The sequence below is a fragment of the bacterium genome, from assembly GCA_019637795.1.
Classification (GTDB): domain Bacteria; phylum Desulfobacterota; class Binatia; order HRBIN30; family CADEER01; genus JAHBUY01.
This window is the reverse complement of the sequence record JAHBUY010000002.1, coordinates 493,464-508,940: the sequence shown is the minus strand read 5'-3', so window position 1 is coordinate 508,940 and position 15,477 is coordinate 493,464. Positions and strand designations below refer to the sequence as shown.

12 protein-coding genes are annotated in these 15,477 nt (G+C 73.5%); 3 read left to right on the top strand and 9 right to left on the bottom strand.

All coding sequences use genetic code 11. The features are described 5' to 3' along the window. Nucleotides 1–4: 4 nt before the first annotated feature. From KF840_07490 to KF840_07480, 3 genes are all read left to right on the top strand, one after another. Nucleotides 5–451: a response regulator gene (locus KF840_07490; protein ID MBX3024737.1), complete on the top strand. Its 447-nt coding sequence runs from the start codon at nt 5–7 to the stop codon at nt 449–451. A gap of 247 nt (nt 452–698) precedes the next feature. Beyond that, the gene (locus tag KF840_07485; protein ID MBX3024736.1) at nt 699–1,472 is read left to right on the top strand and encodes a HEAT repeat domain-containing protein; all 774 of its coding nucleotides are present in this window, start codon (nt 699–701) and stop codon (nt 1,470–1,472) included. Beyond that, nucleotides 1,438–2,643: an amidohydrolase gene (locus KF840_07480; protein MBX3024735.1), complete on the top strand. Its 1,206-nt coding sequence runs from the start codon at nt 1,438–1,440 to the stop codon at nt 2,641–2,643. Before KF840_07485 ends, KF840_07480 begins: the two co-directional genes overlap by 35 nt. Nucleotides 2,644–2,664: 21 nt before the next feature. On the opposite strand, the gene KF840_07475 is transcribed toward KF840_07480, so the two are convergent. From KF840_07475 to KF840_07435, 9 genes are all read right to left on the bottom strand, one after another. Beyond that, a complete protein-coding gene (locus KF840_07475; protein MBX3024734.1) occupies nt 2,665–4,074 on the bottom strand; it encodes a sigma-54-dependent Fis family transcriptional regulator in 1,410 nt (469 codons plus the stop codon). A 55-nt stretch (nt 4,075–4,129) separates the two neighbouring features. After that, nucleotides 4,130–5,554, bottom strand: coding sequence for a two-component sensor histidine kinase (locus tag KF840_07470; protein ID MBX3024733.1), 1,425 nt, complete (start codon nt 5,552–5,554; stop codon nt 4,130–4,132). Between the two features lie 183 nt (nt 5,555–5,737). Continuing rightward, on the bottom strand, nt 5,738–8,203 hold the full coding sequence (locus KF840_07465; GenBank protein ID MBX3024732.1) for a protein BatD: 2,466 nt from the start codon (nt 8,201–8,203) through the stop codon (nt 5,738–5,740). 98 nt (nt 8,204–8,301) lie between these two features. Then, nucleotides 8,302–10,389 (bottom strand): VWA domain-containing protein, encoded by a 2,088-nt coding sequence (locus KF840_07460; GenBank protein MBX3024731.1) that lies wholly within the window; start codon nt 10,387–10,389, stop codon nt 8,302–8,304. Further along, complete coding sequence (locus KF840_07455; GenBank protein MBX3024730.1) at nt 10,386–11,429, bottom strand: VWA domain-containing protein; 1,044 nt, start codon at nt 11,427–11,429, stop codon at nt 10,386–10,388. Before KF840_07455 ends, KF840_07460 begins: the two co-directional genes overlap by 4 nt. After that, nucleotides 11,426–12,316, bottom strand: coding sequence for a DUF58 domain-containing protein (locus tag KF840_07450; protein ID MBX3024729.1), 891 nt, complete (start codon nt 12,314–12,316; stop codon nt 11,426–11,428). Before KF840_07450 ends, KF840_07455 begins: the two co-directional genes overlap by 4 nt. Nucleotides 12,317–12,679: 363 nt before the next feature. Next, nucleotides 12,680–13,714 (bottom strand): MoxR family ATPase, encoded by a 1,035-nt coding sequence (locus tag KF840_07445; protein MBX3024728.1) that lies wholly within the window; start codon nt 13,712–13,714, stop codon nt 12,680–12,682. Nucleotides 13,715–13,874: 160 nt separating this feature from the next. Beyond that, nucleotides 13,875–14,954 (bottom strand): methyltransferase domain-containing protein, encoded by a 1,080-nt coding sequence (locus tag KF840_07440; GenBank protein MBX3024727.1) that lies wholly within the window; start codon nt 14,952–14,954, stop codon nt 13,875–13,877. A 1-nt stretch (nt 14,955) separates the two neighbouring features. Beyond that, the gene (locus tag KF840_07435) at nt 14,956–15,375 is read right to left on the bottom strand and encodes a VOC family protein (GenBank protein ID MBX3024726.1); all 420 of its coding nucleotides are present in this window, start codon (nt 15,373–15,375) and stop codon (nt 14,956–14,958) included. Nucleotides 15,376–15,477 lie beyond the last annotated feature (102 nt).

Sequence of the window (15,477 nt, the reverse complement as noted above, 5' to 3'; positions counted from 1 at the left end):
AGCAATGGGCAACCCACCGTCCACCAACGCCCAGGTCCCGAATCTCCTGTTGATCGAGGACAGCGAGGACGATGTGCTCCTCACCAAGCGCGCCCTGGAACGGGCGCACATCGGCAACCACCTCTCGGTCGCGCGCGACGGGCAGGAAGGACTCGACATGCTCTACGCGTCCGCCCTCGAGGGGAACCGGCGCTACGGGCTCATCCTGCTCGACCTCGGGCTGCCGAAGATCGACGGCCGCGAGGTGCTGGCCAAGATCTGGGGCGACCGGCGGCTCCGCCATCTGCCGGTCATCGTCCTCACCGGATCCGACGAAGACGAGGACATGGCGCGCAGCTACAAATCGGGCGCCGTCGCCTTCCTGCGCAAGCCCGTGCAGGTGGATCAGCTCCTGCGCGCGGTCGGGGACCTGCCCGACTACCGCCTGCTGATCGCCCGCATCGACAACTGAGCCCGCCTGGGCCGCGGGTCGCGGGGTCCGCCCGGTGGGGCGCCGCGTCCCGCCCTCCGCCGCCGCGCGCCGGCCGGGCTCGGCCAATGGGCCCGGAGGCGACGCAAAGCAAGTCTTGACCGTGGCTGACAACTCAGCCTAGCTGGGTGGTCAGATCCTGCGGGCCGTCCTCCCGGGCGGTGTCCCGCGTCGAGGGAGATCCAACAGTGCGAGAGCAATCAGTAGTCCGCTCGGCCGGGAGGTGTCGATGCGCGGAGTGACACTGGCGGTGATCGCCGCCGGAGCAGCGGTTCTGCTCGCCATCGCCGTGCTGATGCGCGGCGGCGACGAGGGTACCAGCTCGGGCACGGACGCCGGCGTGGCGGCCCGCCCGCGTGCCGGGACGGGTTCGGCGGGGGCGAATGCCGATGCGAAGAGCGGCAATTCGCGGGTGGAAGACCGCTTGAACCAGCTCCGCGCCGACTACGACAAGCGCCAGGCCGACGCCCCCGGCGCCTCCAGGCGCGAGGCGCCGACCGCGTCGGCGAAAGCCGACAAGATGCGCGAGCGCGCGGAGCAGGACCTCGCCGTCGACGACAGCGACGATGATCCCGAGGAGCTGGCCGAGGCGCGCGACACGCTGCAGAACAACCAGGATCCCGACGAGCGCATCGGCGCCATCCTGATGCTCACTGGCGACGAGGGGCCCGAGTCCATGCGCCTCCTCATGGAGAGCATGGACGACCCGGATCCAGAAGTCCGGCTGGCCGCCGTCGAGGCCCTTGGCGACCGCGTCGAGGAGCTCACCCCCGGCCTGCTCGCCAAGCCGCTGCGCGACCCCGATGCCGAGGTCCGCTTCGAGGCGATCAGCGTGCTCGGCGACATGGAGGACCCGGAGGCCCTGGCGCTGGTGAAGGAGGCGCTGCACGACCCCGACGAGGACAATCGCAACCTGGCGGCGGGCATCCTCGACTTTGCCGACGACGACACCGACACCACCGCCAAGAATGCCGCCGCGCAGCCAACCGCCGCCCGCCCGTGATCTGGCGGCGCTGAAGGCGCGCGCCAGCGCCTGCATCGACGCTGAGCGCGCCGCGCTGGTCGATCTCAGCAGCCGCATCCACGCCCACCCCGAGCTGTGTTTCGAGGAGCAGCACGCCGCCGCCTGGCTGTGCGACTACCTCGAAAGCCGTGGACTCGCCGTCGAGCGCGGCGCCTACGGCCTGAAGACCGCCTTCGCCGCCCGAGCCGGCAGCGGCGAGCCGCGAGTGGCGGTGCTGTGCGAGTACGATGCCCTGCCCGGCATCGGCCACGGCTGCGGGCACAACGTCATCGCCGCCGCCGGCGCCGGCGCCGGGGCCGCGCTGGCGGCAGTGGTGGCCGAGACCGGCGGCAGCGTCGTCGTGCTCGGCACGCCGGCCGAAGAGGGCGGCGGCGGCAAGGTGATCATGGGGCGCGAGGGCGCCTTCGCCGACGTCGCGGCGGCGATGATGATCCATCCCGCCAGCCTCGAGCTCATCGGCATGAACGTGCTGGCGATCCACGCCGTCGAGGTCGAGTACCGCGGCCGCGCCGCGCACGCGGCGGCAGCTCCACACGCCGGAGTCAACGCGCTCGACGGGCTGGTCACCGCCTACCAGGCGATCGCCCAACTGCGGCAGCACATCCGGCCCAGCGAGCGCATCCACGGCATCATCACCGACGGCGGGCAGAAGCCGAACATCGTGCCCGAGCACGCCGCCGGGCTCTTCTACGTCCGCGCCGCCAACGAGCGCCGCCTCGAACGCCTGAAGCAGCGGGTCCACGACTGCTTTCGCGCCGGCGCGCTCGCCAGCGGCGCCGAGCTGTGCACGCACACCCACGGCGAGGACTACTCGGACATGTGGACCAACGCGGCGCTCGCCGCCGCGTACGAGGCGAACCTCGTGCAGCTCGGCCGTCGCGTCGAGCACGCTCCGCCGGAGCTGATCAGCGGCAGCACCGACATGGGCAACGTGAGCAAGCTGGTGCCCTCGATCCACCCGATGGTGGCGATCGCCCCGCCGCAGGTGGCGCTGCACACGCCCGAGTTCGCCACCTGGGCGGCCAGCGAGCGCGGCCAGCAGGGCGTCATCGACGGCGCGAAGGCGCTGGCGCTGACGGCGATCGACGTCCTCTGCGCCCCCGAGCTGCGGGCCGCGATGCGGGCATCCTTCGAGGCCGCGGCGTCGTGACCCGCGACCGGCGGGCGCGCGTCACGCGTCGTCGCCGGCTTTGATGCCGTACTTCTTCACCCGGTAGCGCAGCGTCTGCCGGGTCGTGCCGAGCATGCGCGCCGCGGCGCTCAGGTTGCCGTCGGCGCGGGCGACCGCGGTGGCGACGATGTGCCGGTCCATGTCGTCGATCGACATGCTGCCGTCGAGCGGCAGCACCAGGTGATCGCCCGCGACCGGCGGCGCGCCGACGGCCGCCGGGATCGCCGCCGCCGGACGGCCCGGGAGCTGCAGCCACTGCAGCGGGAACTCGTCGCCGTCGGCGAACAGCACACAGCGCTCGATGACGTTGCGCAGCTCGCGCACGTTGCCCGGCCAGGCGTAGGACTTGAGGGCCGTCCACACCGCGTCGGACACCATCCGCACCGTCTTGCGCGCCTTGGCGTTGTATTCGGCGACGATCAACGGCACGAGATCCTCGAGATCCTCCAGCCGATCGCGCAGCGGCGGCAGGCGCAGGCCGAACACCGAGAGGCGGTGATAGAGATCCTCGCGGAAGCCGCCCTCGCGCGCCTGCGCCGCGAGGTCGCGGTTGCTGGCGGCGATCAACTGGACGTCAACCTTCACCTCGTGCTCGGCGCCGAGCGGCCGCAGCCGCTGGTCCTCGATGACCTTCAGCAGCTTGGCCTGCAGGTCGAGCTCGAGCTCGCCGATCTCGTCGAGGAAGAGGGTGCCGCCGCTCGCCTGTTCGATCAGCCCCCGGCGCCGCTTCTTGGCGCCGGTGAAGGCGCCCGCCTCGTGGCCGAAGAGCTCGGATTCGAGCAGCTCGCGCGGCAGCGCGGCGCAGTTGATCTCGACCAACGGCCCGGCGGCGCGGGCGCCGCTGTAGTGCAGGATGCGGGTGGCCAGCCCCTTGCCGGTGCCGGTCTCGCCGCCGATCACCAGGGCGCTGAAGGGGACCTCGCTGAGCTTGCGCAGCACCTCGCGCACCGTGCCGGCGGCGCCGCTGCGGCCGACGAACGCCTCGACCGGATAGCTCTGGTGCTGCTGCCGCGCCGCCTCGGCGATCTGCCGCTGGGCGCGGGCACTGCGCGCCGCGCCCGCGACGATCAGGTCGAGGCGCTTCTGGTCGCAGGGTTTCTCGAGGAAGTCGTAGGCGCCGAGCCGCAACGCCCGCACCGAGTCGGCGACGCTGCCGTAGCCGGTGAGGAAGATCCACTCGCCGGCGCCGCGCCGGTCGCGCACCTCGGCGAGCAGGTCGAGGGCATTGCCGTCCGGCAACTGCATGTCGGAGACGACCACCAGCGGCGCCAGCTCGTCGTCGTGCAGCGCCCGCCGCGCCGCGGCGAGGTCGGGCGCCAGCACCACCTCCCAGCCCTCGCGCCGGAAGTGCCGCGCCAACTCCGTCCCGAGCAGCGCCTCGTCCTCGATCAGCAGCAGCGAGTCGCTCATCTGCCGGCCTCGTATCAGGGCCGCGCACGCCGTGCCACGGCGGCTGCTCGGCGCGCTAGTCGCGCAGCGGGAGCGTCAGCGTCACTTCGGCGCCGTGCGGGGCGCGATTGGCGAGCGCCAGCTCGCCGCCCATCTCGCGCGCGAAGCGGCGGACCAGCGACAGCCCCAGGCCCGTGCCCTGCTCGCGGGTGCTGAAGAAGGGGCGAATGCCGTTCTGCAGCACCTCGGCCGGAAAACCGGGTCCGTCGTCGCTGACCGTCAGGCGGACCCGATCGCCGTCGCCGCGGGCGGCGATGGTGATCACGCCGCCGCGCTCGCCGAGGGCGGCGCCGGCGTTGAGCACGAGATTCAGCAGCGCCTGGCGCAGGCGATCCTGGGGCGCGCGACAGGTGAGCTGCGGATCGACCTGGATGTCGATGCGCACGCCCGCCGGCAGTTGGTGACGGGTGAGCGTCAGCAGCTCCTCCACCAGCGTCGCCAGTCGCACCTCGCGCAGCGGCTCGGGCTGATGGCGCGCCGAGTCGAGCAGCGAATTGAGCAGTCGGGTGAGCCGGTCGACCTCGCTCAGCACCAGCTCCACACGCTCGCCGACCTCGCGGTCGTCGATCTCGGCCCGCAGGTTGGCGAGGGTCATCTGGATCCCCGCCAGCGGATTGCGCAGCTCGTGCGCCACCGACGCCGCCAGCTCGCCGGTCGCCGCCAGCCGTTCGGCGCGCGCCAGCTCGCGCTGCTGTTCGAGCAGGCGGCGGACGGCGACCCCGACGGCTTCCTCCAGCGACGCGGCGCGCGCCTGGTGCGCGGCCTCGAGCTCCTGCAGGCGCGCCGCGACGGCGTTGAGCTGGGTGTGCAGTGGCAGCAGGAAGGGATCGACGCCGTGCAGCGGCGCCGGGCCGAAGTCGCCGTCGGCCAGCCGCGACAGCCGCTCCGCGAAGGCGTCGAGCGGCTTGATGATGCGCCGCCGGGCGAGCGGCAGCAGCAGCACGCCGACCGCCAGCACCGCGATCGGCGCCGCCAGCTCGAGCTGCTGCTGGGCGATGTTCTCGCGCTGCAGCCTGGCCAGCACCGTCGCCTGATGTTCCTGCTCCGCGCTCTCGGCTTCGGCCAGCAGCGCCGTGCCCTCGGCGAAGTGGCTGGCGCCGCCGGTGTCGATGAGCTCGAGTCGCACCCGAACGGCGGCGAGCTTCTCGATCGTCTTCGCCGAGACGGTGAGGCCGATCAGCAGGTTGATCTTCTGCTCGGTGTCCTGGCGCGTCTCGGGATCGGGCGCCGGATCGACGCCGAGCCGCGTCAACTGCTGCGAGACGACGACGTGCACGCGCTGGAACTCGTGCAGGCGCTCGATCTCGGCCGCGGCATTGCGCAGCAGCCGCTGCTCGCGCACGGTCAACGCCGCCGAGACGACCAGGCCGATCGTCAGCAGCGCGAGGAACGCGAAGGTCGCCAGTCGAACGCGGCGGAAGATGGACGGTTGGGCCGGCACCGGGGAATCAAAGCACAGGGCGCCGCCAGAGGGCAGCGCGCGCGTGGTGGGTCGGCGAGGGAAACGGACGAGAGTGCCGCCGGTTCCTTCTCTGTCTGGATCGGCCACCGCGAAGTGGGGATCCGCCGGCGGCCCTCTCGCCCTGGCCCGCCCGCCCCTGCCCGAGGTGCGAGCGGGATCTCGTCATGCGGCCGTCTCGCCGCGTGGCCGCGCCGGCGGTGCGTACAGCGGCACGAGATCGCTGCCGCGCACCCAGCCGGTCGCGCCGTCGGCGCGCCGCACCTGCCGCCAGCCGAGGAAGTCGCCGCCGGCGATGACGAGGCTCCCCGGCGCCAGCGCCGGCGCGTCGGCGGCGGGCGCGGCCTCGGTGGGCAGGGGGTGGAGCGCGGCGGCGCGGGCCACCAGCGCGGCGCGCGGATCGGCGAAGGCGCCCTGGGCGCGCAGCGCGACGCCGGCCACCGCCATCGCCAGGGCGCCGGCGGCGAGCAGCAGCGAGCTCGGGCGCCGGCGACCGACGGCGATGCCCGCCGCCGCCAGGACCGCGCCGGCGAGCAGCGTCAACTGCCAGTGCGCCGGCGAGGCGAGCGCTGCGAGGCGGTGGTCGAGCAGCGGCGCCAGGGTCGCCTCGGCGCCGGGCACCGATGCCGCGAGGGCGCGCGCGTTGGCGCGAACCACCGCCTGTCGCGGCGCCAGCGCCAGCGCCGCGGCGGTCTCGCCGAGGGCGCGGCCGCTGTCGCCCGCCTGCGCTTCGGCCAGGCCGAGGTTGTAGCGCGCGATCCAGTCGAGGGGGGCCGCTTCGACCTGCGTCCGCAGCGCCTCCCGCTCGTCGCCCCAACTCGGCATGGCCAGCGCCAGCAGCAGCAGCGACGCCGTCGCCGCGGTCGCCACGAGCGGACGGCTGCGCCGCCCGCGCCGCGCCGCGCGCCCGCCGCGCGGTGGCGCGCACAGCGCCAGCGCCGCGGCATACCACTGCTCGGGCAGGCCATGGCCGCGCGCATAGAGGGCGCGCTCGCTGGCCGCCCAGACCTCCGCCCAGCGCGCATCGCCGATGCCGCGCACCTGCTCGGCGGTGGGCGCGGCGAGATCGATGTCGAGCAGCCGCGCCGCCGCGCGCTGCCAATCGAGCAGCGCCGCCAGCCGCGCCTCGACGCTGGCCGCGTCGCGGGCGGCACGGATCGCGACCTGCATCCGTCGCGCGGTGCGCCGCGCCCGGCGGCGCGGATGGTCGTGCCAGACCCGCCAGGCGCGGCGCGCCAGGCGCAGGCCGAAGGCGAGCGCGAACGGCGCGATCAGCCACCAGCGCAGCGTCGTCCATGGCAGGGGCGCGAGCGTCGGCGCCCGGCCGTCGAGCGGCGACCCGAGCGCCGGCGCCGCCAGGGGCGCCGGCTCGCTGCTCGGCGCCGCGACGGCGGCCGGCGCCGGGGCGGGCGCGCTGGCGGCTGGCAGCGGCGCGCCCGTGACCTCGAGGGTCGGTGGGGTCGCCTCGGCGGTTTCGTACCGGCCGCTGGTCGGATTGAAGTAGACGAAGCGCACCGGCGCGAGCGCCAGGGGTCCGGGCTGATTGGGGACGATCACCAGGTCCTCGGAGACCTCGCCGCTGAAGCGGCCGTGGTCGCCGAACGAGCTGCGCTGCTTCGGCTGCAGCGTGCGCAGGTCGGCCGGCACGGCGCGCGCCGGCAGGGCGACGCCATTGGGCCAGTTGCCGGTCCCCGACAGCGTCAGCGTCCAGGTCACCGGCTCGCCGGTTTTCGGATGGTCGGGGGTGAGCGTCGATTCGAGGGTGAAATCGCCGACCGCGCCGCTGAAGCCGGCGGGAGCCGGCTGCGGCAGCGGACGCACGTCGAGCTGGACGCCGTTGCTGCGCGCCGTCACCGCGGTCATCTGCGGGGCGCCGAAGAACGAGTCGAAGAGCCGGCTGCCGCCCATGCGCTGCATGGCGCCGAACGGATCGAAGTCGGCGAGCGGGTTGCGCCCCCGCCCGGTCTCCAACTGGACCTCCTGCTCGGCGGGCGCGACCTCGAGCCGCCCGGCCTGCGGCGCCACCGCGCGGGTGTGGAAGCGCACGGCGTTGCCGCCGCTGGTGCGCACCGCGTGTCCGTCGCTCCACGGCTCGACCGCCAGGCCGCCGGCGTCCCAGGTCGGCGCGCCGACCACCTGGCCGCTGTGGTTGCCGTCGAGGGTGATGCGCAGGTCGAGGTCGACGACCTCGCCGGCGTAGGGCGTCAGCGTCGACGGCGTCAGGCGCGCCTGCACGGCGTCCTCGAGCGCGCGCGCGGCGCCGCTGCGGTCGCGCACCATGGCGCGGCCGACCTCGAGGTCGAGCGCCGCGACGCGCTGCGTGCCGTCGCTGGTCTCGACGTCGAAGGCGGGGACGTGCAGCGTCCCGGTGCGCTCGGCGCGCACCGGATAGCTCAGCGTCAGGCTCGCCGAGCGGTGGCCGTTGACGATCGAGATGTCGCTCGCCTGGGCCGGCGCGCCGACGACGCGCAGGCCGTCGACGTGTGGCAGCGCGATCGGTCCCGCCGGCGCGGTGTCCTCGAACACCAGGTCGAGCGACGCCGTCTGCCCGGCGCCGATCGCGTCGGGTTCGAGCCAATGGACCCGCGCGGCGAAGGCGGGCGTCGCCAGGCCGACGAGCAGCGCGGCCATCAGGGCCGCGCGGCCGGCTCGCCATGCGGGGTGTCTGCCCGGCGCCGCGCCAGCGGCGGCCTCCGGGGCCTCGGTCGTGATCGAGCGGGGGCGATTCATCACCAGTTCTTCCCGTTGTTCTTCGCTTTCGGTTGGCCCTCGGCGCGGTTCATGCGGTCGAACAGCACCGCCGGGGCGTCGCCGTCCTTCACCTGTTCCATGCGGGCGAGCGCATCGGCGGTCGCCGGGTCGTCGCTCTGCGGCGCGTTGGCGACCACCTGGCCGCCGCCGATCAGGCGCGTGCCCGGCGGCGCCGCCTGCTCCTGGACGCCGGCCTCTTGCCGCGGCGCCGACTCGGGCTGCGGCGGCGTCTCGTCGTCGCCCAGCCCGGCGCTGTCCACCGGCTTGGCGTCCTGCTGCCGCTGCACCTCGCCGGTCTTCCGATCCTGGCGCGGCGACTGCGCCTGCTGATCTTCTCCACCGGACTCCGCGCCCGCTTCGCCCTCACGGCGGTCCTGGGCTTTGCCATCGTTGGCCTGTGACGAGTCCCCGTGGTCGGCGGGCGAGCGCTGCTCGTCCCGCGCCTGCTGCTGGTCCGGCGCTGACGATCCACCGCCCGACTGATTCTGCTGCCGGTCCGCCTCCGCGCCGCCGGCGCTCTGCTGGTTCTGCTGCGGCTGGTCGCTCTGGCCCTGCTGCGGCTTCTGGTTCTGCTGACTCTCCTGCTGCTGGCCCTGCTGCGGCTCCTGGTTCTGCTGATTCTCCTGTTGCTGGCCCTGCTGCTCCTGCGGCGGGTTCGGCGGTGGCTGGGGTGGCTGGCGCAGCGCCTCGAGCTGTTGCCGGAGCGCCGGCCAATCAGCGGCGTGGGCGTCGCGCTGCGCGCCGCGATCGACCGCCGCGAGCGCGTCGTCGATGATGCCGTCGCGCGGCGCGCCGCGCGGCGCCGCGGGCTGCGCGGCGAAGCCGATGGTGTCGGTGGCGAGGCGCGCATAGTCGGCGGCGTCGAGCGTCGGCCTGGCGCTCAGCTCGGCGATGGTCGCCGCCAGATCCGCGGGCGGGGAGATGGTGGCGGCGGACTGGGGAGGAGGAGTGTCCGCCGCCACCGCCAGCGCCTGGCGAGGAGGAGGCCAGGCGGCCAGCCCGATCAACGCCGCCGCGATCGCCGGGGCGGGGACCCGGAGCGGCCGGCGGCCGCGCGTGGAGAGCGCGCGGGCGAGTGGCGCGAGGGGGAATTCGAGCCAGTACGAGAGCAGGAACAGCAGCAGCGCCGGGGCGAGGAACCACTGGAAGCGGTCCTCGAGGCGGACGCGCCGCTCTTCGACGTAGGTGCCGGCGCGGCCCGTGGCGACGGTGCCGCTGACCAGATCGGCGATGTCGACCCAGGTCGCGGCGTCGCGATAGGTGCCGCCGGTCTGCTCGGCGAGCGCCTGCAGGGTCGCCGGCTCGAGCTTCGACAGCACGGCCTTGCCGGACTCGTCCTCGAGGATCCCGCCATCGGCGGCGGGAACCAGAGCGCCCTGCGGCGTGCCGACGCCCAGACCGATGACCCGGATGCCGCGCTGGCGCAGCGTCGGCACGAGCTGCTGCCAGTCGGTGTCCTGCGCCTCGCCGTCGCTCAGCACGACCAGGTAGCGGTCGCCGTCGCCCTGGGCGCCGAAGGCCTCGCTGGCGGCGCGCAGCATGGCGCCGTACTCGGTGCCGCCCTGCGGCAGGTAGGAGGTGTCGAGGGCGGCGAGGAATTCGCGCAGCACCTCGTAGTCGGCGCTGAGCGGGCTCTGCACGAAGGCGGTGCCGGCGAAGACGATGAGGCCGACGCGCTCGCCGTGCAGCGCGTCGAGCAGCGCGTCGACGAGCAGCTTGGCGCGCGCCAGCCGGGTCGGCGAGACGTCGTCCGCCATCATGCTCTGCGACAGGTCGAGGGCGATCATCACCTCGCGGGAGCGCGACACCGTCTGTTCGGGGATCTCGCCCCACTGCGGCCGCGCCAGCGCCGCCAGGGTGAGCAGCAGCGCCAGCGCCAGGGCGGCGCCGCGGCCGCGGCGCGACATCAGCGGCGCCGCGGCGTGCAGGCCGAGGCGGTCGGCCCAGCGGCGGGCGACGTTCGGCAGCCGCTCGTCGGTCGCCGCCTGGCGAGCGCGGAACAGCCACCAGGCGCCGGCCAGCGCCAGCGGGACGAGCACGAGGACGAGGGGATGCTGCCAGGTCATGCGGGCACCTCGCGGCGGCTGCCGCGACCGAGGGAGGTCGGAACCAGCGCCAGCAGATAGCCGGCGGCGATCAGGGCCATGCCCGGCCACGCCGCCCAGGCGTAGAATTCCTCGGCGCGCCGCGCCGCGCTGGCGTCGAAGGTGATCTTGCGTTCGCGATCGATCGCGGCGAAGGCCGCCTCGACGGTGTCGGAGTCGGTGGCGCGGAAATAGCCGCCGCCGGTGGCGTCGGCGATGGCGCGCATCGTCGCCTCGTCGAGGTCGGAGACCGCGTCGCGATAGCCGAGCTTGCGGCCGCTCGGATCGAAGACCGGCATCGGCACGACGCCGTCGGTGCCGGCGCCGATCGTGTACACCGGGATGCCCTTCGCCTTGGCGAGCGCCGCGGCTTCGAGCGGCGCCACCGCGCCGGCATTGTTGGCGCCGTCGGTGAGCAGGATGACGAAGCCGCCGAGCCGCTTGCCGTCCGTCTCGCGGGCCGGCTGGCCGAGGCGGGCGACGGCGAGCGACAGCGCGTCGCCGATCGCGGTGCCGTCCTCGATCAGGCCGACCTTCAGCCGCCGCACCTGCTGGTGCAGCCAGTCGTGGTCGGCGGTGAGCGGCGCCAGTGTGTAGGCGCGGCCGGCGAAGGGGACGATGCCGATGCGGTCGCTCGGGCGGCGCTGGATGAAGGCGTCGATGATCGGCTTGATCGCCTGCAGGCGGTTGATGCGCGTTCCGTCGTCGCGCGCGTAGTCCTCGGCCAGCATGCTGCCGGAGAGATCGATGGCGAGGACGATGTCGTAGCCGTCCTGCGTCACCTGCCGCTGCTCGTCGACGTGCTGCGGCCGCGCCAGGGCGACGGCGATCAACGCCAGGCCGGCGAGCACCAGTGCCTGCGGCAGGCGCGACCGGGTGACGAGATCGTGGCCGGTCCACTGACTGACGAATGGCACCACCAGCACCGGCCGGCCGCGGCGGGCGCGCAGCCAGGCGATGAGCGGCAGCGCGGCGAGCAGCAGCAGCCAGGCGGGCGTGGCGAGCGTCCAACCCGGCGTCATCCCTTCACCCCCTGCATGCGGGCGCGGAAGAATCGAACCAGGGCGCCGAGCAGGTCGTCATCGGTGCTGACGGTCAGGCAATCGAGCGGCGACGGGAAGAGCTGCTTGAAGTAGGCGTCGCGGGCCCGCACCCACATCGCGTGGCGGGCGCGGCTGGCGCGCGAGCTGGGATCGAACGGCACCAGCGCGCCGCTCACCGGGTCGACGGCGGTCATGCGGCCGCGCGCCGGTAGCACCCGCTCCCAGGCGTCCTCGACCCGCACGCCGACCATCTGGTAGCGGCGGCGCAGCGCCGACCAGGCGGGCGGCATGGGGCGGGGCGCGAAGTCGCCGAGCCACAGCACCACGCTGTGGCGCGGGAAGGCGAGGAAGAAGCGCTGCCAGTCGATCGCCACCTCGCCGCCGCGGTCGAGGTCCGGGATCGGCTGCGCGAACAGGCGCGCCGCGGTCTCGATGATCGCGGTGCGGCCGCGCACCGGCTCGCGCACCAGATGGGTCTCCGGCGTGGCGTGCCAGAAGCCGGCGCGGTCGCGGTTGCCGGCCGAGAGCAGCGCCAGCAGTCCGGCGAGCTCGAGCACCGCGGTCCGCTTGCTGCGCGCGCCGGAGCCGAACTGCAACGACGGGCTGTCGTCGAACAGCAGGACGAGGGTGAGCTCGCGTTCCTCGACGTACTTCTTGCGGTAGGGCTCGCCGCGCCGCGCCGTGACGTTCCAGTCGATGTCGCGGACGTCGTCGCCCCACTCGTACTGGACGACCTGGTCGAACTCGCGGCCGCGGCCGCGAAAGGCGGAGCGATACTCGCCGCCGAGCAGCGAGTCCGCGGTGTGGCGGACCCGCCACTCGAGCTTGCGGAGCAGCGATACGGGATGGGGAGCCGGCGCATTCATGTCGCGATGCTCCAAGGCAACGGTTGTGCCAGGTGCGGAACGGACCCGGCGGTGCGGCGATACGCGCGCCCATCGAAAACGCGGTGGCTCAAAGCAGCCGGCCGGATGGCGCGAAAGGAACCTGAACCGTCCACGGATCCGGCCCCGCGCTCCTCGGCGATGAAGACATCGCCAGCACGCCGCGCCGCCGAAGCGCGAAAAGAAAAAAGGCGCCCCGGCCGGGAGGGGGCCGGGGCGCCGTCGATCATCGCGGGCGCACGAGACGTGCGTGTCGGGGAGGGAGGGTGCGCGCGTGGGAGGAGGACGCGCGCTGGGTGCGTGTCGCCTCTGCGTTCCCGCGATGGGGGGAGGTGGTGGGAGGGATCAGGTGCGGGGTGGAATCGGCGTCGTGGCGAGGACGCGCTGCAGCACGGCGTCGGGGGTCACCTGCTCGGCCTCGGCTTCGTAGGTGAGTCCGACGCGATGGCGGACCGCATCGCCGAACAGTGCCTGCACCATCGCCGCGCTGGCGTAGTCCTGGCCGCGCACGTAGGCGAGGGCGCGCGCCGCCTGCACCAGCGCCAGCGAGGCGCGCGGCGAGGCGCCGAAGGCGAGCGGCGGAGGGCCGCCGTTCATCGCCGTGCCGCGGCCGTTGGCGAGGTCGCGCGTCGCTCGCACCAGTGCCAGCACGTAGCGCTGCAGATCCTCGCTGACGTAGACCTCGTCGACCTCGGCGCGCAGCGCCAGCAGCTCGGCCGGGGACGATACCGCCTGCACGGTCGGCTGGCGCGTCGTCTGGCTCCACCGTCCGAGCATGCCGTACTCCTCGTGCTCGGCGGGGTAGTCGACCAGCAGCTTGAAGAGGAAGCGGTCGGTCTGTGCTTCGGGCAGCGGATAGGTGCCCTCCTGCTCGACGGGGTTCTGCGTCGCCATCACCAGAAACGGCCGCGGCAGCGAGTGCGACTGGCCGCCGATGGTCACCTGGCGCTCCTGCATCGCCTCGAGCAGCGCGCTCTGCACCTTGGCCGGGGCGCGATTGATCTCGTCGGCGAGCACCAGGTTGGCGAAGATCGGCCCCAGGTGGGTACGGAATTCGCCGTGCTGCGGTTGGAAGACCATGGTGCCGACGACGTCGGAGGGCAGCAGGTCGGGCGTGAACTGGACGCGCTCGAAGTCGAGGCCGAGCGCCGCCGCCAGGCTCTTGACCAACAGCGTCTTGGCGAGGCCGGGCATGCCCTCGATCAACACGTGTCCGTCGGCGAGCAGCGCCACCAGCGCGCGCTCGATCACCGCGTCCTGGCCGACGACGGCCTTGTGGACCTCGTCGCGGACCCGCGCCGCCCATTGCGCGCCGCGCTGCGACGGCGCTGTCGCCGCCCCGGCGCCGCTGACGACGCCATTGACCACCTGCGTTTCCATCCAGTGCATGCCTCCTGCGCCTGGACGTATGGCAATGGACGTGCCAGCCGTCGCCCGCCGCCGTGTCGGGATCGATGGACGAGACGGCGGGAACGGTGGCGGCCCAGATCAGCCGCGGTGGCTCAACAGAGCCACGGCGACGGCCGGCATTCGCGGCCGCTCAGGGCCTCACCTCGTAATAGGCCTGCACCGGATTGCCGAAATCGCGCCGGGTGAAGCGCGTGAAGCCGGCCGCCGCGGTCATCTCGCGCGCCACCGGTTCCGGGAAGCCGAGCGTGCCGAGCCCGGCGCCGCCGGGTTCCGAGAGGCTCGACGACAGGCAGCTCAGGATCGAGAACCCGTACATCATCGCCGCCATCGGGTTGTCGCGCAGGTTCTCCTCGAAGCTCGGGCGGGCGTTGATGTCGGCGATCAGCCAGGTGCCGTCCGGGCGCAGCGCCCGCCGCACGGCGCGCATCGCGTCGAGCGGGTGGGTCATGTCGTGCAGGCAGTCGAAGGCGGTGACGAAGTCGAGGCTGGCGTCGTCCGGCAGGGGCTCGTCGCGCGGGTCGTGGAAGGTGACGTTGGTCAGGCCGGCTTCGCGCTTGTAGCGCTCGGCGTGGGTCAGGGCGTGGGTCGAGATGTCGTAGCCGCGGAAGCGCGAGCGCGGGAACGCCCGGGCCATCTCGATCACCGCGATGCCGGTGCCGCAGCCGATGTCGGCGACCGCCGCGCCCGCCTCGAGCTTGGCGACCACGCCGTCGAGCTGCGGCAGCGCGATCGGCACCAGCATGGTGCGGAACCACGGCTTCAGCATGCCCTCGATGCCGAGCGCGCCCTCGCAGCCGAAGGCGTCGTACGGCAGGCCGATGCCGGTGGCGAACGACTGGCGCAGCGGCGTGAGAATGTTGAGCTGCGCCGGCAGGGCGACGAAGCTGCCGGCGGCGAATGCCGGGCTGTCCTGGTTCGCCAGCACCAGCGCGCCGACGTCGGAGAGGGAGAACCCGCCGGCGCCGTCGTACTCGAGCAGCCCCGCCGCCGCCTGGCCGCGCAGCCATTCGCGCAGCCACCGTTCGTGCAGCCCGGTGCGCGCCGCCAGCGCCTCGCTGGTCGTCGGCCCGGCGCCCTCGAGCGCCCGGTACAGACCGAGCTCGTGGCCGAGGTGGATCATCCCCGAAACCACCAGGCCGCTCAGGTTGTCGAAGACGCGCTTGACGAAGTCGCCCAGCTCTTCCGCGAAATCGCGTTCCCCATTCGCCATCTCACCAGCTCCCGGTGTTGGGCATCGACTGCCACGGCTCCCGAGGGGGCAGCGGCGTGCCGCGCTGCAGCAGCTCGATCGAGATGCCGTCCGGCGAACGCACGAAGGCCATGTGGCCGTCGCGCGGCGGCCGGTTGATCACCACGCCCCGATCCATCAGGCGCTGGCAGACGGCATAGATGTCCTCGACCAGATAGGCCAGGTGGCCGAAGTTGCGCCCGCCGCCGTAGACTTCGGGATCCCAGTTGAACGTCAGCTCGACCTGCGCGTCGGGGTTCTCGTCGGCGCCGAGGAACACCAACGTGTAGCGGCCCTGCGGCACCTCGTGCCGCCGCAGCTCCTTGAGCCCGAGCTTGTTGCAGTAGAAGTCGAGCGACTCTTCCAGGTTCGTCACCCGGACCATCGTGTGCAGGTAGCGCATGGCGCAGCCTCTACCACGGGGACGCACCGAAACTCACCCGGCGCGCGACCGCGCCGATGGGCCCGAGCGGCGCGGGACGGAAGGCTTGCGCAGGCGGTGCGT